17 protein-coding genes are annotated in these 20,951 nt (G+C 73.5%); 10 read left to right on the top strand and 7 right to left on the bottom strand.

Annotated features, from left to right (window positions below):
* The 4 genes from K6I33_RS12735 to K6I33_RS12720 form a co-directional block, all read right to left on the bottom strand.
* Positions 1–814 (bottom strand): ABC transporter permease (locus K6I33_RS12735; protein ID WP_229351061.1); only part of this gene is annotated, 814 nt, incomplete at its 3' end.
* The gene (modA, locus tag K6I33_RS12730) at positions 811–1,572 is read right to left on the bottom strand and encodes a molybdate ABC transporter substrate-binding protein (protein WP_229351059.1); all 762 of its coding nucleotides are present in this window, start codon (positions 1,570–1,572) and stop codon (positions 811–813) included. The genes K6I33_RS12735 and modA, both read right to left, overlap by 4 nt.
* 12 nt (positions 1,573–1,584) lie before the next feature.
* The gene (locus tag K6I33_RS12725) at positions 1,585–1,980 is read right to left on the bottom strand and encodes a molybdopterin-binding protein (protein WP_229351057.1); all 396 of its coding nucleotides are present in this window, start codon (positions 1,978–1,980) and stop codon (positions 1,585–1,587) included.
* Positions 1,981–2,039: 59 nt separating this feature from the next.
* Positions 2,040–4,742 (bottom strand): lysylphosphatidylglycerol synthase transmembrane domain-containing protein, encoded by a 2,703-nt coding sequence (locus tag K6I33_RS12720; RefSeq protein ID WP_229351054.1) that lies wholly within the window; start codon positions 4,740–4,742, stop codon positions 2,040–2,042.
* 188 nt (positions 4,743–4,930) lie between these two features.
* On the opposite strand from K6I33_RS12720, the gene K6I33_RS12715 reads away from it, so the two are divergent.
* The 5 genes from K6I33_RS12715 (at position 4,931) to nudC (ending at position 14,507) form a co-directional block, all read left to right on the top strand.
* On the top strand, positions 4,931–5,275 hold the full coding sequence (locus tag K6I33_RS12715; protein WP_229351052.1) for an MGMT family protein: 345 nt from the start codon (positions 4,931–4,933) through the stop codon (positions 5,273–5,275).
* 212 nt (positions 5,276–5,487) lie between these two features.
* On the top strand, positions 5,488–8,757 hold the full coding sequence (locus K6I33_RS12710) for an ATP-dependent DNA helicase (protein WP_229351049.1): 3,270 nt from the start codon (positions 5,488–5,490) through the stop codon (positions 8,755–8,757).
* 31 nt (positions 8,758–8,788) lie between these two features.
* Positions 8,789–11,992 (top strand): ATP-dependent DNA helicase, encoded by a 3,204-nt coding sequence (locus tag K6I33_RS12705; RefSeq protein ID WP_229351047.1) that lies wholly within the window; start codon positions 8,789–8,791, stop codon positions 11,990–11,992.
* Between the two features lie 47 nt (positions 11,993–12,039).
* Positions 12,040–13,512 (top strand): M20/M25/M40 family metallo-hydrolase, encoded by a 1,473-nt coding sequence (locus K6I33_RS12700; RefSeq protein WP_229351045.1) that lies wholly within the window; start codon positions 12,040–12,042, stop codon positions 13,510–13,512.
* 53 nt (positions 13,513–13,565) lie between these two features.
* The gene (gene nudC, locus K6I33_RS12695) at positions 13,566–14,507 is read left to right on the top strand and encodes an NAD(+) diphosphatase (protein WP_229351042.1); all 942 of its coding nucleotides are present in this window, start codon (positions 13,566–13,568) and stop codon (positions 14,505–14,507) included.
* A 41-nt stretch (positions 14,508–14,548) separates the two neighbouring features.
* Here the strand turns inward: nudC and K6I33_RS12690 are convergent, their stop codons facing one another.
* Positions 14,549–14,791, bottom strand: coding sequence for a mycoredoxin (locus K6I33_RS12690; protein WP_229351040.1), 243 nt, complete (start codon positions 14,789–14,791; stop codon positions 14,549–14,551).
* 210 nt (positions 14,792–15,001) lie between these two features.
* On the opposite strand from K6I33_RS12690, the gene K6I33_RS12685 reads away from it, so the two are divergent.
* The 5 genes from K6I33_RS12685 to K6I33_RS12665 all read left to right on the top strand — a co-directional run bounded on the left by K6I33_RS12685 (position 15,002) and on the right by K6I33_RS12665 (position 18,759).
* A complete protein-coding gene (locus K6I33_RS12685) occupies positions 15,002–17,209 on the top strand; it encodes an ATP-dependent DNA helicase UvrD2 (protein WP_308297140.1) in 2,208 nt (735 codons plus the stop codon).
* A gap of 145 nt (positions 17,210–17,354) precedes the next feature.
* Positions 17,355–17,642, top strand: coding sequence for a hypothetical protein (locus tag K6I33_RS12680; protein WP_229351038.1), 288 nt, complete (start codon positions 17,355–17,357; stop codon positions 17,640–17,642).
* Positions 17,643–17,774: 132 nt separating this feature from the next.
* Complete coding sequence (locus K6I33_RS12675; protein ID WP_229351036.1) at positions 17,775–18,137, top strand: WhiB family transcriptional regulator; 363 nt, start codon at positions 17,775–17,777, stop codon at positions 18,135–18,137.
* A complete protein-coding gene (locus K6I33_RS12670; protein WP_229351034.1) occupies positions 18,134–18,454 on the top strand; it encodes a hypothetical protein in 321 nt (106 codons plus the stop codon). The genes K6I33_RS12675 and K6I33_RS12670 overlap by 4 nt, the downstream gene beginning before the upstream one ends.
* A gap of 92 nt (positions 18,455–18,546) precedes the next feature.
* Positions 18,547–18,759, top strand: a complete 213-nt coding sequence (locus K6I33_RS12665) for a hypothetical protein (RefSeq protein WP_229351032.1) — start codon at positions 18,547–18,549, stop codon at positions 18,757–18,759.
* A 39-nt stretch (positions 18,760–18,798) separates the two neighbouring features.
* On the opposite strand, the gene K6I33_RS12660 is transcribed toward K6I33_RS12665, so the two are convergent.
* A complete protein-coding gene (locus K6I33_RS12660) occupies positions 18,799–20,163 on the bottom strand; it encodes an AarF/ABC1/UbiB kinase family protein (protein ID WP_229351031.1) in 1,365 nt (454 codons plus the stop codon).
* Positions 20,156–20,951 (bottom strand): ThiF family adenylyltransferase (locus K6I33_RS12655; protein WP_374284228.1); only part of this gene is annotated, 796 nt, incomplete at its 5' end. The genes K6I33_RS12660 and K6I33_RS12655, both read right to left, overlap by 8 nt.

Below are 20,951 nucleotides of genomic sequence, written 5' to 3'. Positions count from 1 at the left end.
GGCCCTGCCCGCCCCGGCCCCGCCCTCCCGCCGTCGGCGTCTGCGGCCAGCGGCCACGGAGGGTCAGGAGGACCGCTGTCGCTATGGCCAGGAGGAGCAGTGATACCGCCGTCGCTCCTTCCGGGTCGTCCTGGAGGAGCAGGTAGACCTGGAGGGGGAGGGTCTGTGTGATGCCCGGCAGGTTGCCCGCGAACGTGATCGTCGCCCCGAACTCGCCCAGGGCGCGGGCCCAGCAGAGGGCCGCCCCCGCGAAGAGACCCGGCGCGATCATGGGGAGGGTGATCGTGCGGAAAGCGCGCAGGGGGGAGGCGCCCAGGGAGGTCGCCGTCTCCTCGTAGCGGGGGTGGAGGGTGTTGAGCGCTCCTTCCAGGCTGATGACGAGGAAGGGCATGGCCACGAAGGTCGAGGCCACGACCGCTGCTGTCGTGGTGAAGGGGATCGTGATGCCGAACCACTCGTCCAGCCAGGGGCCCAGGACGCCCCGGCGACCGTAGCCCTGGAGGAGGGCCACGCCCGCGACGGTGGGCGGGAGGACCATCGGGAGCATCACCAGGGAGCGGACGAGCGCCTTGCCCGGGAAGTCCACCCGGGCCAGGAGCCAGGCGAGGGGGACCCCGAGGGCGAGGGAGAGCGCCAGGGCGTACGCCGAGACCGTGAGGCTCAGGGTGAGGGCCTGGGTGACCTCGGGGGAGGTGAGGCGGGACGGAAGGGTGGTCCATGGTGTGCGGGTGAGAACGCCCGTCAGGGGGAGGAGCAGGAAGGCGATGGCGAGGACCGAGGGGATCGCCAGCGGCAGGGGCGTACGGGCCCTCATGGCTGCTGGAAGCCCGCCTCGCGGAGGAGCTTCTGGGCCTCGGAGGAGCTGAGCCACTTGACGAAGTCGGCCGACTCCTTGGTGTGCTTCGAGCCCTTGAGGGTCGCGGCGGGGTAGGCGGCCACGGCGTTCTGCGTGTCGGGGATGGCGACGGTCGCGACCTTGCCCTTGGCCGAGGTGGCGTCCGTGACGTACACGATGCCCGCGTCCGCCTCGCCGAGGGTGACCTTGCTCAGCACGGCGCGGACGCTGGGCTCCTGGGAGACCGGCTTGACGTCGACGTGCTGCTGGTCGAGGACCTTCTTGCTGTAGCGGCCCGCGGGCACCTCGGGGGCGGCCAGGACCACCTTGAGGCCGGACCGGGAGAGGTCGGAGAGGCCCTGGATCTTCTGCGGGTTGCCGGGGGCCGTGGCGATCGTCAGGCGGTTCTTCGCGATGGTGGTGGGGGCGTTCGTCTGCTGGACGAGACCGTCCATCGTCCTGGTGTCGGCCGTCACCAGCGCGTCGGCGGGCGCGCCCTGGCGCACCTGGGCGGCCAGCTCCTGGGAGCCTGCGAAGGAGAACGTGACCTTGGTGTCGGGGTGCTCCTTCTCGTAGACGGCCTTGGCCTCCTTGAAGACGTCCGTGAGGGAGGCGGCGGCCAGGACCGTGAGGGTGGTCGGCTGCTTGGCCTCGGCGCTCTTCCCGCCGCCGCAGGCCGTGGCCAGGGGGAGGAGGAGCGCTGCCGCAAGGGCCGTGCGTGCGAGGGTGCGGGGCATCGTTTCTCCTGGTCAGGCGCGGTCGATGTGCACGTTGGTGGCCTTCACCCGCGCCACGGCCTCCATGCCCACGGCCAGGCCCAGCTCCTCCACGGCCTCGCGGGTGAGGAGGGAGACCAGCCGGTGCGGTCCGGCCTGGATCTCCACCTGCGCGGCCACGTCGCCGAGCTTCACGGCGGTGATGATCCCCGGGAAGGCGTTGCGGGCGCTGGTGCGCGGCTCGTCGTCGGTCTCGTGCGCCTCGGCGGCGAGGCGCACGGAGAAGGCCGCCAGGTCGGGCCCCTCGATGAGCCGCTTGCCGGCCTCGTCACGTCGGGTGGGGATCCTGCCCGCGTCGGCCCAACGGCGGACGGTGTCGGGACTGACGCTCAGCAGCCGGGCTGCCTGCCCGATGGTGTACGACCGCATGTGCGGCACGGTATGTCGATCCGGCTCGCATCTGCAAGGCTGAATGCCTGACCTGCCTCCTAGATCGCACCCTTCCGCGTCAGGTGCGTGAACGACGCCCAGCCGGGCAGCACCGGCAGCCAAAGCGTCATCAGCCGGAACAGCAGCACCGCAGGCGCCGCCTGCTCGGCGGGAAGCCCCGCGAATGTCAGCGCACCCGTGAGCGCGAACTCCACCGCACCCACACCGCCCGGCGTCGGCGCCGCCGACCCCAGCGCGTTCGCGGTCAGGAACACGACCGCGATGCTCGCGTAGCTGAGGTCCCCTCCGAACGCCCGGATCGACGCGTCCAGGCACATGACGTTCGCCGCCGTCAGCAGCAGCATCCCGCCGATGCCGAAGCAGAGCTTCTGCGGCCGCTGGAGCACGTCCAGCATGCGCGGTACGACGCCCGCGAACAGCGACCGCACCCGGGTCGAGACGAACTTCCGGAGCACCGGGATCGCGGCGACCACCAGCACCAGGACCGCGGCCGTCAGCAGGCCGCCGATCACGGTCCGGGAGGGGCCGAGGGAGGAACTGCGTTCGGTGCCGGTGACGTAGCCGAAGGACAGCAGCAGCATGATGTGGCAGCCCAGGCTGAAGAGCTGGGACGCGCCGACGCTCGCCACGGCCAGGCCGGGGCGGATGCCCGCCCGCTGGAGGAAGCGGGTGTTCAGGGCCACGCCGCCGACCGCCGCCGGGGCGACGATCTTCACGAACGAGCCCGCGACCTGTGCCAGGACCGTCCGGCCGAAGGTGACCTTCTCCGGTACGAAGCCGAGCAGGCTCATCGCGGCGGCCACGTAGGTCAGCGCCTGGAAGGCGACGGCCATGGCGACCCACGCCCAGTTGGCCTTGTCGACGAGATCGCCGAACTTGATATGGGTGAGCTGGGACAGCAGGAAGTACGCGGCGATCGCGCCCGCGACGAAGCTGATCAGCGTGCGGGGCTTGATGCGCTCCAGGCGTACCGGCTCTATCGGCGCCTGCGGCCGGATGAGCAGGACCTGGCGGCGGATCTGGGCGAGGAGGTCCTCCTCGCGGGCCTCCTCGATCGCCTCGTCGATGGCCTTCTTCTCCGCCTGACGCTCGGCCTTGAGCGCCTTGCGGCTGGCGTCGGCGGGTTCGGCGTCGGCGGCGCGGGCCGCGTCCCGGGCCTCCTTGGCGAGGCGGGCGTTCTCCAGCACCCGGTCCCGTTCGCGCTGTGCCCGTTCGCGGGCGAGCTGGCGCAGGGTCGCGCGGCTGACGCGGGTGAGGGCGAGGGGCTGGAGGAGGGGGAGGCTGTCGGCCACGGCGTCGGGGCCGAGGACCTCGACGGCGGTGGCCACGGCCCGCTCGGCGCCGACCCGCAGGCCGAGGGTGACGAGGAGCTGGGCGACGTCCATGCGGAGGACCAGGTCGCCGGCCGCGATCTCGCCGCCGCGCAGGTCGGTGAGGACGACATTGCCGGAACGATCCACCAGCAGGGCGTCGCCGTCGAGCCTGCGGTGGGCGATGCGGCGCGACTGGAGGGCCTTGAGCTGGTGCCAGGCGCCCCGCATCAGCTCGTCGGTGATCTCCTCGGTGGGGACGGAGACCAGGGGGCGGCCGCCGATGTGCTCGTAGACGAGCATCACGGCGTCCGGGCCCAGCTCGGAGGTGGCGATCAGCTTGGGGGCGTTGGCGCCGGCGGCGATGGCCGCGTAGGCGAGCAGCGCCTCCTGTTCGAGGGCCTGGCGCAGCGACTGGAGGCTGCGGCGCTGGGTGATCCCGCGCAGGGCGAGGCGCTGCCAGACGCGGTAGAAGAAGCCCTGGGCCTGTTGCTCGCGGTCGACGACGGTGACGTCGAGGGGCGGGCCGTCCTCCAGGGTGACGATGTAGCGGCGGCCCCGGTCGGGGTGCTGCTCGGCGGTCTCGTGGTCCTCGGCGCGCAGCGCGGTCTCCGGCCGGAAGCCGACGCGCCGCAGCCCGGCGAGGAGGTGCTGGCCGGTGGGGCGGACGTTGGGGGAGCCGACGGCGTAGAGGGTCGCGTAGGCGACGGTCCAGCCGATCAGGACGGTGATGGCGATGGAGAACGGCGTGGTGTAGCCGTTGACCAGCACCGCGAAGGCGTCCAGGAGGAGCACGGCCCACATGGCCACGCGCCAGCGCGGTCGCCGGGACATGCCGACGGCCGTCATATAGGCGATCACGGGCGCCAGATAGCCGTGCACCGGGTCGGTGAAGCCGCCGGCGGGCGAGGGCTGGGAGAGCGCGGCGCGGATGGAGTGGGGTGCCGAGTCGGCCACCCACAGGTCGGTGGCCAGGGACACGCCGTGGGCCAGCACGGCGGCCAGGACACCGTCGGCGATGCGCAGCCCGTCGCGTTTGATCAGCCGTTCGATGGCGAAGGCCACCGGGACGATGAAGACCGCGATGTTCGCCGTGAGACCGGCGAAGCTGGCCAGCAGCTGGGGCGCCTTCCCGGTGCTCTCGCTGATGTCGTTCGCCAGGCCCGAGGTGGTGCCGTGGGCGAAGGCCGCGAGCGCGAGCACGAGGGCGATGCCCACGATGCCCAGGAAGAGCCGGACCAGATCGGCCGGGCGGTGGACACGGGCGGGGAGCAGCGGCTCGTCGCCGGAGACCTTCTCGATGTGGCCCTCACCGTCCTCGCACGGGTACCCGCCGGGGCGCCCGTCGCAGGGCAGCACTCCGCGGGCGCGGGCCTCGTCCGGAGGCTGCGCGCCCTGCTGCTCGTCGGTCTCTTCTCGGTCTCGTATCACCAGTCACCGCCCGGAAGATGGTGGCATGACCCGGCCGGGCAAGGGGGTATCAGGGTGCATTTCGGGGGGCGCGGACTCCGGATCGTACGCCCTGTAGTGCGATGACGCACTCTGGGTGATCTTGTGGAGCGTGTGCTTCCGGCGGCCGGGGCGGCCCGTCCGGCGTGCGATGCGGCAGTATGCACCGGATGGACGAGCTTCCCGAGTACGCGGAACGGGTGCTGGCCGTCGCCGAGCTGATTCCGGCGGGCCGGGTGATGACCTACGGGGACGTCGCCGAATGGCTCGACGAGGGCGGACCCCGGCAGGTCGGCCGCGTCATGGCCCTCTACGGCGGGGCCGTGCCCTGGTGGCGCGTCGTCCGGGCGGACGGCGCGCTGCTGCCCGGCCACGAACGCGACGCCCTGGCCCACTACCGCGCCGAGGGCACCCCGCTGCGGGAGCCCGGCCGCGCGGCCGGGGACCGGATGCCCCGCATCGCCATGGCCCGCGCCCGCTGGGACGGCGGCACGGATGTGAATCCGCACACCTGAGCGCCAAACCGCTGCCGCCACCGGGCCGCGCCCCGGCCCGTGGCCGCAAGGCGTTACCCGAACGGATGAGGCCATGGAAGAGGGAGGGAGGCACCCGGGACGCACTGCGCCACACGGGTCTCCTGGCGTAGCGTCGGGGGTCGCCCTTCGCGCCGTGCCGCACCCCGGCCGACCGACCACCCGCACTCCTCCCCCCAGGACCGGCAACACACGTGAGCTCCTCCTCGTCCCTCCAGCGGCCCGCCACGGGCGCGTACCGCCTCGTGCGCACGCCGCCGGGCCCGGTGGTCCCTCCTGAGCTGGACGCGTGCCAGCGCGCGGTGGTTGACCACGGGCGGGGGCCGCTGCTGGTGCTCGCCGGTCCGGGCACGGGCAAGACGACCACGCTCGTCGAGGCGGTGGCCGAACGGGTGCGACGCGGCGCCGACCCCGCGCGGATCCTCGTGCTGACCTTCAGCCGCAAGGCGGCCGTCGAACTGCGCGACCGGATGTCGGCCCGGCTGGGCGGCGCCCAGGGCCCGCAGGCCACCACCTTCCACTCCTACTGCTACGCGCTGGTGCGCGCCCACCAGGACGTCGAACTGTTCGCCGAGCCCACCCGGCTGCTGTCCGGCCCGGAGCAGGACGTCATGGTCCGCGAGCTGCTGGAGGGCGAGCTGGAGCTGGGCAAGGAGGGCCGCGGCCGGGTGCGCTGGCCCGACGAACTGCGCGCCTGCCTGACCACACGCGGCTTCGCCGACGAGATGCGCGCCGTCCTCGCCCGCAGCCGGGAGCTGGGCCTGGGCCCCGGCGAGCTCGACGCCTTCGCCCACCGCGCCGGCCGCCCCGACTGGCGCGCGGCCGCCTCCTTCCTCGCCGAGTACCTGGACGTCCTCGACGCGCGCGGCGTCCTCGACTACGCCGAGCTCGTCCACCGCGCCGTCCTCCTCGCCGGGCGCCCCGAGGTCGCGGCCGAACTGGGCCGCAGCTACGACGCGGTCTTCGTCGACGAGTACCAGGACACCGACGTCTCCCAGGCCCGGCTGCTGCGCGCGCTGGCGGGCGGCGGCCGGACCCTGATCGCCTTCGGCGACCCCGACCAGTCCATCTACGCCTTCCGGGGCGCCGACGTCGGCGGCATCCTCGACTTCCCGCACGCCTTCCCGCGCACCGACGGCTCGCCCGCCCCGGTCGCGGTCCTCACCACCTCGCGCCGCTCCGGCGCCGCCCTGCTCGCCGCGACCCGGCTGCTCACCCACCGGATGCCGCTGACCCGGCTGCCGGCCGACGCCGTACGGGCCCACCGCGAGCTCACGGCCGTACGGGGCGGGGGTCGGGTGGAGGCGTACACCTACCCGACGGCGGGCGCCGAGCTCGACAACATCGCCGACGTCCTCCGCCGCGCCCACCTGGAGGACGGCGTCCCCTGGCAGGACATGGCCGTCCTCGTCCGCGCGGGCTCCCGGTCGATACCGTCCCTGCGCCGCGCCCTGACGTCGGCGGGCGTCCCGGTCGAGGTCGACGGCGACGACGTCCCCCTGCGCCATGAACCGGCGGTGGCTCCACTGCTGACCGCACTGCGGGCGGTGGCGGAGCCTGTTCCGGACGCCACCGCGCCGGAGGCGCGGAACTGGCTCACGCCGGAGACGGCGCTGCACCTCCTCTCATCGCCCCTGGGCGGCATGGACGCCGCGGATCTCCGCCGCCTGGGCCGAGCCCTCCGCGAGGAGGAGCGCGCGGCGGGCGAGGGAATGCCGAGACCCTCGGACACCCTCATCGCCGAGGCGCTAGCCGAACCCGCACGCCTGGTCGCGCACGACCCCGCGTACGCGCGCCCCGCCCAGCGCCTGGGCGCGCTCCTCGCCGGGGCGCGCGAGCTCCTGGCGCGCGGCGGCACGGCGGAGGAGGCCCTCTGGCACCTCTGGGACGGCACCCCCTGGCCCACCCGGCTGCGCCGCGCCGCCCACCGAGGCGGCCCGGCCGGCCGCAACGCCGACCGCGACCTCGACGCCGTCTGCGCCCTCTTCGAGACCGCCGCCCGCGCCGAGGAACGCACCGGCGGCCGCGGCGCCCTGAACTTCCTCGACGAGCTGGACGCCCAGGACATCGCCGCCGACACCCTCACCCGCAGGGCCGTGCGCCCCGACGCCGTACGGCTGATGACCGCGCACCGCTCCAAGGGCCTGGAGTGGCGGCTCGTCGTCGTCGCGGGCGTCCAGGAGGGCCTCTGGCCCGACCTGCGCCGCCGCGGCTCGCTCCTGGAGGCCGACCGCATCGGGCGCGACGGCATCGCCGAGCCCCTCGGCGCGGGCGCCCTCCTCGCCGAGGAGCGCCGGCTGTTCTACGTGGCCGCCACCCGGGCCCGCGACCGGCTCGTGGTCACGGCGGTCAAGGCGGCCGCCGAGGACGGCGACCAGCCCTCCCGCTTCCTGACGGAGCTGGGCACCGAACCCGTCGACGTCACCCAGCGCCCGCGCCGCCCCCTGGCCGTCGCCGCGCTCGTCGCCGAGCTGCGCGCCACCACCGTCGACCCCGCCGCCTCCGGCACGCTGCGGGCCGCCGCCGCCGAACGGCTCGCCCGGCTCGCCGCCCTGCGCGACGAGGAGGGCCAGCCGCTCGTCCCCGCCGCGCACCCCTACCGCTGGTGGGGCCTGGACGAGCCCACCCACAACGAGGTGCCGCTGCGCGACCCGGAACGGCCCGTCACACTGTCCGGCTCCGCCCTCGGCCAGCTCACCGAGGACGGCTGCTCCCTCCAGTGGTTCCTGGGCCGCGAGGTGAAGGCGGACGCCCCCGCCACCGCCGCCCAGGGCTTCGGCAACGTCGTCCACGTCCTCGCCGACGAGGTCGCCTCCGGCCGCACCCCCGCCGACCTCGCCGTGCTCATGGAGCGCCTGGAGACCGTCTGGGAGTCCCTGGCCTTCGACGCCCCCTGGAAGTCGCGGCAGGAGATGGAGCAGGCCCGCGCCGCCCTGGAGCGCTTCCTGCGCTGGCACGTGATGGAGCGCGCCCGCGACGCCGTCGCCACCGAGCACCCCTTCGACGTCACCCTCAAGGCCCAGCAGTACCAGGTGCGCATCCGCGGCTCCATGGACCGCGTCGAGCGGGACGCCCACGGCCGCGCGTACGTCGTCGACTTCAAGACCGGCAAGAGCGCGCCCTCCGCCAAGGACGTCGAACACCACCCCCAGCTCGCCGTCTACCAGCTCGCCGTCGCCGAGGGCGCCGTGGACGACGCCTTCGGCGGCGCCCGGCCCCGGCCCGGCGGCGCCGAACTCGTCCACCTGCGCCAGGGCGCGGCCAAGAAGGACGGCGGGGAGATGCTCCCCAAGGTCCAGGCACAGGAGCCCCTCGACGGCGAATGGGTCGGCGAACTCCTCGCCGAGGCCGCGGGCCGGGTCCTCGAGGAACGTTTCACCCCCCGCCCCGGTCAGCAGTGCGCCCACTGCTCGTTCCGCGCCTCGTGCAGTGCCCGGCCCGAGGGCCGGCAGATCGTGGAGTGAGATGTCAGTGCCTCCCGCTAACGTCCCCGGCATGCCCCCGCGCCTGACCGACCCCGAGCAGCTCAAGGAGCTCCTCGGCATCCCCTTCACCCCGGAGCAGATGGCCTGCGTCACCGCGCCGCTCGCCCCGCAGGTCATCGTGGCCGGAGCCGGATCCGGCAAGACGACTGTCATGGCCGCGCGCGTCGTCTGGCTGGTCGGCACCGGGCAGGTCGCGCCCGAGGAGGTCCTCGGCCTGACGTTCACCAACAAGGCGGCGGGCGAGCTCGCCGAGCGCGTCCGCAAGGCCCTCGGCCGGGCCGGCATCGACCCGGAGCCCGCCGGGAAGGAGACCGACGGCGAGCCCCGGATCTCCACCTACCACGCCTTCGCCGGCCAGCTCCTCAAGGAGCACGGCCTGCGCATCGGCCTGGAGCCCACCTCCCGCCTCCTCGCCGACGCCACCCGCTTCCAGCTCGCCGCCCGCGTCCTGCGCTCCTCGCCGGGCCCGTACCCGGCCCTCACCCGCCCCCTCGCCGACCTGGTCACCGACCTGCTGGCCCTGGACGGCGAACTGGCGGAGCACCTGGTGGCTCCGAAAGACCTCCGCGCCCACGACCACGCCCTCCTGGAGGCCCTCGCAGCCGCCAAATTGACCAACGCGGACCTGCGCAAGGTCCCGGAGGCGGTGCGCGCCCGCCTGGAGCTCCTGGAGCTCGTCGAGGGGTACCGCAAGGAGAAGCGCTCCCGGGACCTCCTCGACTTCGGCGACCAGATCGCCCGCTCCGCCGAGCTGGCACGCACCCGGCCCGAGGTGGGCCGCATCCTCCGCGAGCAGTTCAAGGTCGTCCTCCTCGACGAGTACCAGGACACGTCCGTCGCCCAGCGCCTGCTGCTGGCCGGCCTCTTCGGCGACGGCACGGGCCACGCGGTGACGGCCGTGGGCGACCCCTGCCAGGCCATCTACGGCTGGCGAGGCGCGTCGGTGGCCAACCTGGACGACTTCCCGCACCACTTCCCGCAGGAGGACGGGCGCCCCGCCGACCGGTACTCCCTCAGCGAGAACCGCCGCAGTGGAGGCCGCCTGCTGGACCTGGCCAACACCCTGGCCGCCCCCCTCCGCGAACGCCACGAGGGTGTCGAGGCCCTGCGCCCGGCCCCGGGAGCCGAGCGCGACGGCGTGGTCCGCTGCGCCCTGCTGCCCACCCACGCCGAGGAGCTCGACTGGCTCGCGGACTCCCTGGCCCACCTCGTCCGCACCGGCACCCGCCCGGGCGACATCGCCGTACTGTGCCGCACCGCCACCGACTTCGCGGAGATCCAGGGCGCCCTCGTCCGGCGGGACATCCCCGTGGAGGTCGTTGGCCTCTCCGGGCTGCTCCACCTGCCGGAGATCGCCGACCTCGTCGCCGTCTGCGAGGTCCTCCACGACCCCACCGCCAACGCCTCCCTGGTCCGCCTGCTGACCGGCCCCCGCTGGCGCATCGGCCCCCGGGACCTGGCCCTGCTGGGCCGTCGCGCCCGGACGCTCGTGCCCTACGGCCCCACCGGCGCCGACCCGGACCGCCGCCTCGCCGAGGCCGTGGAGGGCGTGGACCCCACGGAGACGACGTCCCTGGCCGACGCCCTGGACACCTTCCTGGCGGCCGCCCCCGAGGACGACCTGCCCTTCTCCGCCGAGGCCCGGATCCGCTTCGCCCGCCTCGCGGCCGAGCTCCGCGATCTGCGCCGCGGCCTCGGCGACCCCCTCATGGACGTACTCCACCGGGTCCTGGCCACCACAGGCCTCGAAGTGGAACTCTCGGCCTCCCCGCACGCCCTGGCGGCCCGCCGCCGGGAGACCCTCACCCAGTTCCTGGACATCGCCGCGGGCTTCGCCGCCCTGGACGGCGAGGTCACCCTGGCCGCGTTCCTCGGCTTCCTGCGCACGGCCGCGCAGTACGAGAAGGGCCTCGACAACTCCCTGCCGGGCGGCGAGGACACGGTCAAGATCCTCACCGCGCACAAGTCCAAGGGCCTGGAGTGGGACGTGGTGGCCGTCCCGGGCCTGGTGGCGAAGACCTTCCCCAGCGAGCAGTCCCGCGACTCCTGGACGTCCCAGCCCAAGGTCCTCCCGCACAGCCTGCGCGGCGACGCCGACACCCTCCCCGACGTCACCGACTGGACGGCCAAGGGCCTGACGACCTTCAAAACGGCGATGAAGGCGCACCAGCACACCGAGGAGCTGCGCCTGGGCTACGTCACCTTCACCCGCCCCCGCAACCTCCTCCTGGGCTCCGGCCACTGGTGGGGCCCGAACCAGAAGCGCACGCGCGGCCCGTCGGAGTTCCTGGAGGCCCTCCGCGCGCACTGCGAGGCGGGCCACGGCGAAATCGAGGCCTGGGCGGACGCCCCGGCGGAGGACGCGGAGAACCCGGCACTCCACCAGGAGACGACCCACGCCTGGCCGCTACCGCTGGACGGAGAGTCCCTGGCCCGCCGCAGGCAGGCGGCCGGAGCGGTCCTGGCACACCTGGACCGCCTGGAAACGGACCCGCAACCGCGGACGACGCACCCGGTGCTCCCCGAAGAGGCCCGCACCGTGGAGTCCTGGGACCGCGACCTGAACGCCCTGGCCGGGGAGCTCCAGCGCACCCGCGCCAAGGTCCACGACGTGCTGCTGCCGTCCAGCCTGACCGCCACCCAGCTGATGCACCTGGCCGCCGACCCCGACGCCTTCGCGAGCGACCTCGCGCGCCCCATGCCGCGCCGCCCCCAGCCCGCCGCCCGCCGGGGCACCCGCTTCCACGCCTGGCTGGAGTCCCGCTTCGAAGCGCTCCCGCTCCCCTTCCTGGGCCCGGAGGAACTCCCGGGTGGCGCCGACCCGGGCGAGATCGCCGACGAGCAGGACCTGGCCGAACTGAAGGAGGCCTTCCAGCGCACCCCGTACGCGCACCGCACCCCGTACCGGGTGGAGGCCCCCTTCCAGCTCACTCTCGCGGGCCGCACGATCAGGGGCCGCATTGACGCGGTGTACCGCGTAGAGGATCACGACGCCGCCGCCTACGAGATCGTCGACTGGAAAACCACCCGCACCCAGACCGCCGACCCCCTCCAGCTGGCGATCTACCGCCTGGCCTGGGCGGAGCAGCACGGACTGCCGCTCTCCTCCGTGACGGCCTCGTTCGTGTACATCCGCGACGGGGAGAAGGCGGTCCCGGCGGACCTGCCGGACCGGGCCGGGCTGGAACGGATCCTCCTGGGGGAGGACGTGTGAGGAAACCCGGTCCTGGTCGCCCCGCGTGTCCGGATAGGCTCGATGGCATGAGCAATGCCCCGGACAACGCCGTCCGCGCGTACATCGACGAGCACCGCGCCGCCTTCCTCGCCGACCTGGCCGAGTGGCTGCGCATCCCCTCCGTGTCGGCCGACCCGGCCAACGCGGCCGATGTGCGCCGCAGCGCCGAGTGGCTGGTGGCGAAGCTCAAGGAGACGGGTTTCCCGACGGCGGAGCTCTGGGAGACGGGCGACAGGGACGACACCGGCACAGGCGCAGGCACCGGCACCGGCGCCCCCGCCGTATTCGCGGAGTGGCCCTCCGGCGAGGAGAACGCCCCCACGGTCCTGGTCTACGGCCACCACGACGTCCAGCCCGCCGCCCGCGAGGACGGCTGGCACACGGACCCGTTCGAGCCGACGACGATCGACGGCCGGCTGTACGCGCGCGGCGCGGCCGACGACAAGGGCCAGGTGTTCTTCCACACCCTGGGCGTCCGCGCCCACCTGGCGGCCACCGGCCGTACCGCCCCGGCCGTCAACCTCAAGCTGATCGTCGAGGGCGAGGAGGAGTCGGGCTCGCCGAACTTCCCCGCGCTGATCGCCGCGCACGCGGACCGCCTCGCCTGCGACGCGGTGATCGTCTCGGACACGGGCATGTGGTCGGAGGACACCCCGACGGTGTGCACGGGCATGCGCGGCCTGGCCGAGTGCCAGATCGACCTGTACGGCCCGGACCAGGACATTCACTCCGGTTCCTTCGGCGGCGCCGTGCCCAACCCGGCCACGGAGGCCGCCCGCCTGGCGGCCGCCCTGCACGACGAGGACCGCAGGGTGACGATCCCGGGGTTCTACGACGGGGTCGTGGCGCTGACCGACCGGGAGCGCGAGCTGATCGCCGAGCTGCCGTTCGACGAGAAGCGCTGGTTGCGCGCGGCGCACTCGCACGGCACCCTCGGTGAGGCGGGATTCAGCACGCTGGAGCGCGTCTGGGCCCGCCCGACCGCCGAGGTCAACGGCATCGGCGGTGGCTACCAGGGCCCCGGCGGCAAGACGATCGTCCCGTCGTCGGCCCAGCTGAAGCTGTCGTTCCGGCTGGTGGCGGGGCAGGACGCCGACCGCGTCCAGGAGTCCGTGCGCGACTGGGTGGCGGCCCGCCTCCCGGAGGGCGGCGGCATCCGGCACGAGATCACGTTCACCGGCTCGACCCGCCCCTGTCTGACCCCGCTGGACCACCCGGCGCTCCAGTCGGTCGTACGGGCCATGACCAAGGCCTTCGGCCAGAAGATCCGCTTCACGCGCGAGGGCGGCTCGGGCCCGGCGGCGGACCTCCAGGACGTCCTGGGCGCCCCGGTGCTGTTCCTCGGCATCTCGGTGCCGTCGGACGGCTGGCACGCGCCGAACGAGAAGGTCGAGCTGGACCTGCTCATGAAGGGCGTGGAGACCGCCGCCCACCTGTGGGGAGACCTGGCCGGAACGGGCGAGGGCGAGGCCACCGGCACGGGCCTCAGCAACGCCTGACACCGGTCGCCAAAGACGCAAAACACTGTCAAGAGGGGGAGTTGGAAGCAGCCGTGACCACCTGGACCGAATTCACCGCCACCGGGCCCGACAGGCTCGACGTCGCACTGAGCGGCGCGAGCGGCATCGACCGTGCCGCGCACCACCGTCTGGACGAGGCGTGGCTCGCCGCGGCGTGGAGTCACCCCACGACGCGGGTCTTCGTGGTCTCCGGCGGTCAGGCGCTGATCGACGACACCCCCGACGGCCGCACCGAGCTGGTGATGACGCCCGCCTTCGAGGCGCCGGTCACCGAGACGCACCGCTACTTCCTCGGCAAGGACGAGGACGGCGTGGCCTACTTCGCGCTCCAGAAGGACGCGCTGCCCGGCCGTATCGACCAGTCCGCGCGCCCGGCGGGCCTGCGGGAGGCCGGTCTGCTGCTGTCCCCGCGCGACGCGGGCCTGCTCGTGCACGCCGTGGCCCTGGAGAACTGGCAGCGGCTGCACCGCTTCTGCTCGCGCTGCGGCGAGCGCACGGTGATCGCGGCCGCGGGCCACATCCGCCGCTGCCAGGCCTGTGGCGCCGAGCACTACCCCCGGACCGACCCGGCCGTGATCATGCTGGTCACGGACGAGAAGGACCGGGCGCTGCTGGGCCGCCAGATGCACTGGCCGGAGGGCCGCTTCTCGACGCTCGCGGGCTTCGTGGAGCCGGGGGAGTCCATCGAGCAGGCGGTGCGCCGGGAGGTCGCCGAGGAGGCGGGCGTCGTCGTCGGCGACGTGGAGTACATCGCGAGCCAGCCGTGGCCGTTCCCGTCCAGCCTGATGCTGGGCTTCATGGCCCGGGCGACGTCCTCGGACATCCAGGTGGACGGCGAGGAGATCCACGAGGCGCGCTGGTTCTCCCGGGACGAGCTGCGGGCCGCGTTCGAGAGCGGGGAGGTCCTGCCTCCGACCGGCATCTCCATCGCGGCCCGCCTGATCGAGCTCTGGTACGGCGAGCCGCTCCCGTAGGGAGCGGCGCCGGCCGGCGCCGGGCGTCGGCCGGGCCGGCGTCAGGCGCCGATCTTCGCCTTCACCTGCGCCAGCGAGGGGTTGGTGAGCGTGGAGCCGTCGGCGAAGAGCACGGTGGGGACCGTCTGGTTCCCGCCGTTGGCCTTCTCCACGAAGGCGGCCGACTCGGGGTCGAGCTCGATGTTGATCTCGTTGTAGGCGATGCCCTCGCGGTCCAGCATGGTCTTCAGGCGGCGGCAGTAGCCGCACCAGGTGGTGCTGTACATCGTCACGGTGCTCGACATGCGACCCGCGCTCCTTCTTCCTCGGGGGAGATTCCGGAGGAAGAACGCACACCCGCTGCCCAGCATTCCCGACCGTTTCCGACGCATCCCCGACACGCTCCCGACGCATTCGCGACGCTTCCCGTGTCCAGGACGCTATTAGTACGACCGCCCGGCCCCTCCTGTGGACGACATTCCCGGTCGCCCCGCAGGACCTGGCAGCATGGCGGGGTGACACCAGCAACGCACTCCACTCTCTTCCCCCAGGTGCCGGACTCGGCCGACGCGGTGCTCGACGGGCTCGACCCCGAGCAGCGCGAGGTCGCCACGGCCCTGAGCGGGCCGGTGTGCGTGCTGGCCGGCGCCGGTACGGGCAAGACCCGGGCGATCACCCACCGCATCGCCTACGGCGTCCGGTCCGGTCTGCTCCAGCCCTCGAGTGTGCTCGCCGTCACGTTCACCAACCGGGCGGCGGGCGAGATGCGCGGCCGGCTGCGCCAGCTGGGCGCGGGCGGGGTCCAGGCCCGTACGTTCCACTCGGCCGCCCTGCGCCAGCTCCAGTACTTCTGGCCCAAGGCGGTGGGCGGCGAGCTGCCCCGGCTGCTGGACCGCAAGGTCCAGGTGGTGGCGGAGGCGGCGGCGCGCTGCCGGATCCGTCTCGACCGCAATGAGCTGCGCGATGTGACGGCAGAGATCGAGTGGGCGAAGGTCACCCAGACCGTCCCCGAGGACTATCCGGCCGCGGCCGCCAAGACCGGCCGGGAGGCCCCCCGGGACCCCGCCGAGATCGCCCTGGTCTACGGGACGTACGAGCAGCTCAAGCGCGAGCGCGGCGTGATCGACTTCGAGGACGTGCTGCTGCTGACCGTGGGCGTGCTCCAGGACCGGCACGACATCGCCGAGACCGTCCGCCGCCAGTACCAGCACTTCGTGGTCGACGAGTACCAGGACGTCAGCCCGCTCCAGCAGCGGCTGCTGGAGCTGTGGCTGGGCGACCGCGACACCCTGTGCGTGGTCGGTGACGCCAGCCAGACGATCTATTCGTTCACCGGCGCCACCCCCGACCACCTGCTGAACTTCCGGGTCCGGCACCCGCACGCCACCGTCGTCAAGCTCGTCCGGGACTACCGCTCCACCCCCCAGGTGGTTCACCTGGCCAACGGGCTGCTCGCCCAGGCCCGCGGCCGGGCCGCCGAGCACCGGCTGGAGCTGGTCTCCCAGCGCGACCGTGGCCCCGAGCCGGTCTACGGGGAGTACGCGGACGAGCCCGCCGAGGCCGAGGGCACCGCCCGCCGGGTCCGGGAGCTGCTGGACTCCGGGGTGCCCGCGAGCGAGATCGCGATCCTCTACCGCATCAACGCCCAGTCCGAGGTCTACGAGCAGGCTCTCGCCGACGCCGGGGTGCCCTACCAGCTGCGCGGCGCCGAGCGCTTCTTCGAGCGCCCCGAGGTGCGCGAGGCCGGGCTGCTGCTGCGGGGCGCGGCCCGCGCCGGCGGCCACTCGGACCCCCAGCTGGCCGGCGTCGACGACGTGCCCTCCCAGGTGCGCGCCGTGCTCGGCACCCGGGGCTGGAAGCCCGAGCCCCCGGCGGGCTCGGGGGCGGTCCGCGACCGCTGGGAGTCACTGGCGGCCCTGGTGCGCCTCGCCGAGGACTTCGTCCGGGCCCGCCCGGCGGCCACCCTCGCCGACCTGGTCGCCGAGCTGGACGAGCGGGCGAACGCCCAGCACGCGCCCACGGTGGAGGGTGTGACGCTCGCCTCGTTGCACGCGGCCAAGGGCCTGGAGTGGGACGCCGTCTTCCTGGTCGGGCTCGCCGAGGGCATGATGCCGATCACCTACGCCAAGACCGACGAGCAGGTGGAGGAGGAGCGCCGGCTGCTCTATGTCGGTGTCACCCGGGCCCGGGTCCATCTGTCGCTGTCCTGGGCACTGTCCCGGACCCCGGGCGGCCGGCCCTCCCGGCGTCCCACCCGCTTCCTCAACGGCCTGCGGCCGGGCTCCGCGGCCGTGCGCCCGGTCTTCTCCGGCGCGGCGGCGCAGGGGGGCGTCGAGCGCGGCGCCGGGGTGCGCAAGCGGCGCGGCTCCGCCCGCTGCCGGGTCTGCGGCCGGACGCTGACCGACGCGGGCGAGATCAAACTGATGCGCTGCGAGGACTGCCCCTGCGAGCTCGACGAGGCGCTGCACGAACGGCTGCGCGACTGGCGGGCCGAGCAGGCCCGGCTGCTGGGCCAGCCCGCCTTCTGCGTCTTCACCGACAAGACGCTTCTCGCGATCGCCGAGGCTGTTCCGGGAACCGAAGCGGAGCTTGCGTGCATCTCAGGTGTCGGAGGACGGAAGCTCGGGAAGTTCGGGGCCGACGTTCTCGCCCTGTGCGCGGGCGATGATCCGGGCTCGGCGGATGTGTCCCAGGACACCTCCCAAGAAACTCCGGAAAAATAGTTTGCGCGTGTGGAGGCAGTGCCCATAGCCTTCCGAGCAGGGAAGCGACGGGCCTTTCGGGTTCCGTTGGGTCCGTGCTGTACTGAAACCGAAGACTTGGACCGTGTCACACGGTCCCCCGAGACGCCGAGAGGAGGCGGAGACAATGATCAGCTTTATCGCCAGCGACAAAATGACCGATCGCCAGATCGGCTCCGCCGCCATGCTCGGCTTCCTCGGCTCCTTCCAGGGCACCGGTCTGTCCGGCGCCACCCCGGTCCGGCCGGAACAGCGACCGACCAAGGGATCCGCAGTAATGGCAGCAGCGGAGGAGCAGGCCCGTCAGGGCTATGCCCTCGCGGCGGTGGCCAATGGCGCCGGATCCCTGAACGCAGCGCACCACCCCATGACGTGGGCCTTCCGTGGGCTCAAACCCTGGAGAGATCCAGCCTGATCGGCATGATCAGGTCGGCACCTTCCAGGGCCGCGGAACCCACACCGGGATCCGCGGCCCTTTTGTTTGCCCCCCAGCCGGGGGAAACCAGCCCGGCCACCAGCCGGAACAACAGACGAGGAAACACCCACCGTGCAACTCAAGGCGCACACCCCGTCCGTAGCGACCGACCTGATCCCCCCGCCCGTCCCCACGGAGGACACCTTGACCCCGCTGACCGCCCTGACCGACCTCGACGAGGCCATCGAGAACCTCGGCGTCCCGGTGCCCTGCCGCAGCTATGACCCGGAGGTCTTCTTCGCCGAGTCCCCGGCCGACGTCGAGTACGCCAAGTCCCTCTGCCAGACCTGCCCGCTGCGCGCCGCCTGCCTCGCCGGGGCCAAGGACCGCCGCGAGCCCTGGGGCGTCTGGGGTGGCGAGCTGTTCGTCCAGGGTGTGGTCGTCGCCCGCAAGCGGCCCCGTGGCCGCCCGCGCAAGAACCCGGTCAGCGCATGACCGCCAACGGCACCATCGACCGCCCCTCGACGCACGACCCCAAGAAGCAGGACCCGACGATGCACCCCACCTCCGAGCCATTCGCCCCCGGCACCACCCATGAACGCACCGGCGCGACCGCCTCGCGCCAGAACAGGAACCACGCCATGCAACTCATCCCAGAAGCCCTGGCCAGGGCTCATATGCACGACCGGCTGAGGGAGGCCGAGTCCCAACGGATGGCCGTGCGGCTGGCCGCCGCCCGCCGGATGCAGCGCCGCGCCGAGCGCGCCTCGCTGCGGGCCCGCCGGGCCCTGGCCATGGCCGTGATGCAGTGAGCCTCCGCGGGGCCGGTCCTTTCTGACCGGCCCCGCACCACGTTCGGGTGTGCCACCCGCGCCGGGCCCGCTCACGGGGATATCGTCTGGGAGTGGACCGCAAGACGCATGAATCCGCGCAGCTGGACCCCGATGCCGACCAGCCCGTCGAGTGCGCCCGCTGTGGCGCCCCGGCTCCGGGCGGGACACCGCCGCCGACCTGGATCTGTTCCGTCGAGAACGGCAGCCGTCACTACTTCTGTGACGACTGCGCCCGCGCCAACCTCAGAGCGATCGAAGGGCGCCTCGACTCGTCCTGGTGGTGAGCCGGGACGAGCCGGGTCGCCCCGGCCCGTCCTCTGCCCTCAGGCGGAGGTGTCCTGACTACGGTCGCCCGTGGTGAAACCGGGCACCCATGCCTCCATCTCGTCACGCAGCCGCACCGTGGCACCCAGCTGGCACAACACCCCTATGGTGCTCATCGTCACCCGGTGTATCAGCAGATAGGCCGGAGGCAGATTGAGCTGCCGGGCCAGCTGGTACGCGGGGGAGCGGGGATCGGCGATCCGGGTCGCCTGCGCCCGTAGCCAGTCCCTGGTGAAGGTGAACTCGTCCACCTGCGCCGGCTCGATGATGGGCAGGAGATAGTCGAGCACCGCTCCCGGGTCCAGCTCGATCTCCGGCTTGACGAAGCCCTCGTCACGCAGCAGCTCATGGACCGCGTCCGCCTTGCCGTCGAGGGTCAGCCGCAGCGCCGTGCCGATCTCCACGGGCAGCCCTCTCGGCAGCCGGTCGACCGTGCCGAAGTCCAGCACCCCCAGCCGCCACTTCTCCGGCGGCCCGTCGGGCGCGTCCCCGGTCAGCAGCCGGAAGTTGCCCGGATGCGGGTCGGCGTGGAGCAGCCCGGTGCGGGCCGCGCCCGAGAAGAGGAAGCGCGCCAGCAACTGCCCGGCCCGGTCCCGCATCTCCTGGCTGCCGTCCGCTATCACCTCGGACAGCGGCACCCCGTCCAGCCACTCCGTCACCAGCACCTGATCCCCGTGGTGGACGACGTCCGGCACCGTCACATCGGGATCCCCGGCGAACTCCCGGGCGTGGGCGCTCTGGGCCCGGGCCTCCAGCTTGTAGTCCAGCTCCTCCGACACCCGGTCGCGCAGCTCGGAGATGAGGGGCTTGATGTCCATCCCGGGCACCAGCGGCCCCAGCAGCTTGGCGAACCGGCCCAGTTGCGTCAGATCGGAGAGCAGCGCGTCACCCGCTCCCGGATACTGCACCTTGACGGCCACCTCGCGCCCGTCGTGCCAGACCGCCCGGTGCACCTGCCCGATGGACGCGGCCGCCGCCGGCTTGTCCTCGAACTCCTCGAACAGCTCGCGCCAGTCCTCGCCCAGCCGCTCCGCCAGCGCCGCGTGCACCGAGGCCACCGGCATCGGGGGAGCCGCCTCCTGAAGCTTGGTGAGCGCCGCCCGGTAGGGCCCGGCGATCTGCTCGGGAAGCGCCGACTCGAAGACGGACAGCGCCTGACCGAGCTTCATGGCACCTCCCTTGAGCTGCCCCAGGGTCGAGAAGAGCTGCTCCGCCGTGCGCTGCTGCAGCTCGGCGGCGATCATCTCCGCCGGGCGGCCGCCGATGCGCTTTCCCAGGCCGAGTGCCGTGCGCCCCGCGAACCCCAGTGGCAACGCGGCCAACTTGACGGTACGGGTGACCGCCTTGCGGGGTAGATCAGACATGCGCCCCTCCAACTAGCCGAACAGCCACGCCTCGGACGGCGGTTACCGGGTCATTCTCCCGTGCGCCGCCTCCGCGATCCCTGGACATCCCGTCGCCCCGGACCGCGGCACCGCACGGACACCGCGGATGCGGTGCGACGGGCCCGGGACGCCAGACCGGACCCGGCAGGGCCAGCTCCAGCCGGACCCCGGCGCCCGGCGCGGACCCACCGTCGAGAAGGGCGAGCGCCCACGCCACGGTCAGCCCCGCCACGACCGTGGCCAGTGCCATGTCGCAAGACGGTACCCCCGAGGCGCGCCCGGACCTCCACTGGGCGAGCATCCGGGGCCATGCGGCGTCCCGTTCGGCCCGTTCCCGCTCGATACAGCCCGCGCACGCCGATTTGCCCGGCAGCACCAGCGGCCCCACCAGCCCGGTGGCCTCCAGCACCCCCGCGTACAGATGCGGGGTCCCGGCCGCGATCAGCTCCTCGGCCGCCGCCGGGTCCGGCGCGAAGGCCGCCAGACCGTCGCGCGGTGCGAACACCACCAGCCCCAGCGGCTTCTCCCCGTCCTCCTCCGCGCGTTCCCCGTGCTCGCCCCGGGAGCCGCCCGCCCGGCCCCGGGCCGGGGGCACGGGCGCGGCCCGGCGCACGGCGTGCCGCGCGGCGACGTCCCGCCGCTCCCCGGTCCGCTCGGCGCCCACACCCCCGGGCGCCACGTCCCAGGGCTCCACACAGCCGCCGTCCCGTACGTCGACCCGGCCGACTCCCGACGCGGACAGCAGCGCCGCGACCGTCGCCCCCACC

The organism is Streptomyces sp. UNOB3_S3, assembly GCF_020740895.1.
Classification (GTDB): domain Bacteria; phylum Actinomycetota; class Actinomycetes; order Streptomycetales; family Streptomycetaceae; genus Streptomyces.
The sequence above is the reverse complement of the archived record's forward strand: the minus strand, read 5'-3'. Positions and strand labels throughout refer to the sequence as shown.

Coding starts and splice junctions, on each gene's coding strand:
- K6I33_RS12705 (WP_229351047.1), top strand. CDS start 8,789: ATGCCCCCGCGCCTGACCGACCCCGAGCAGCTCAAGGAGCTCCTCGGC.
- K6I33_RS12690 (WP_229351040.1), bottom strand. CDS start 14,791: ATGTCGAGCACCGTGACGATGTACAGCACCACCTGGTGCGGCTACTGC.
- K6I33_RS12700 (WP_229351045.1), top strand. CDS start 12,040: ATGAGCAATGCCCCGGACAACGCCGTCCGCGCGTACATCGACGAGCAC.
- K6I33_RS12670 (WP_229351034.1), top strand. CDS start 18,134: ATGACCGCCAACGGCACCATCGACCGCCCCTCGACGCACGACCCCAAG.
- modA (WP_229351059.1), bottom strand. CDS start 1,572: ATGCCCCGCACCCTCGCACGCACGGCCCTTGCGGCAGCGCTCCTCCTC.
- K6I33_RS12725 (WP_229351057.1), bottom strand. CDS start 1,980: ATGCGGTCGTACACCATCGGGCAGGCAGCCCGGCTGCTGAGCGTCAGT.
- K6I33_RS12680 (WP_229351038.1), top strand. CDS start 17,355: ATGATCAGCTTTATCGCCAGCGACAAAATGACCGATCGCCAGATCGGC.
- K6I33_RS12715 (WP_229351052.1), top strand. CDS start 4,931: ATGGACGAGCTTCCCGAGTACGCGGAACGGGTGCTGGCCGTCGCCGAG.
- K6I33_RS12660 (WP_229351031.1), bottom strand. CDS start 20,163: ATGTCTGATCTACCCCGCAAGGCGGTCACCCGTACCGTCAAGTTGGCC.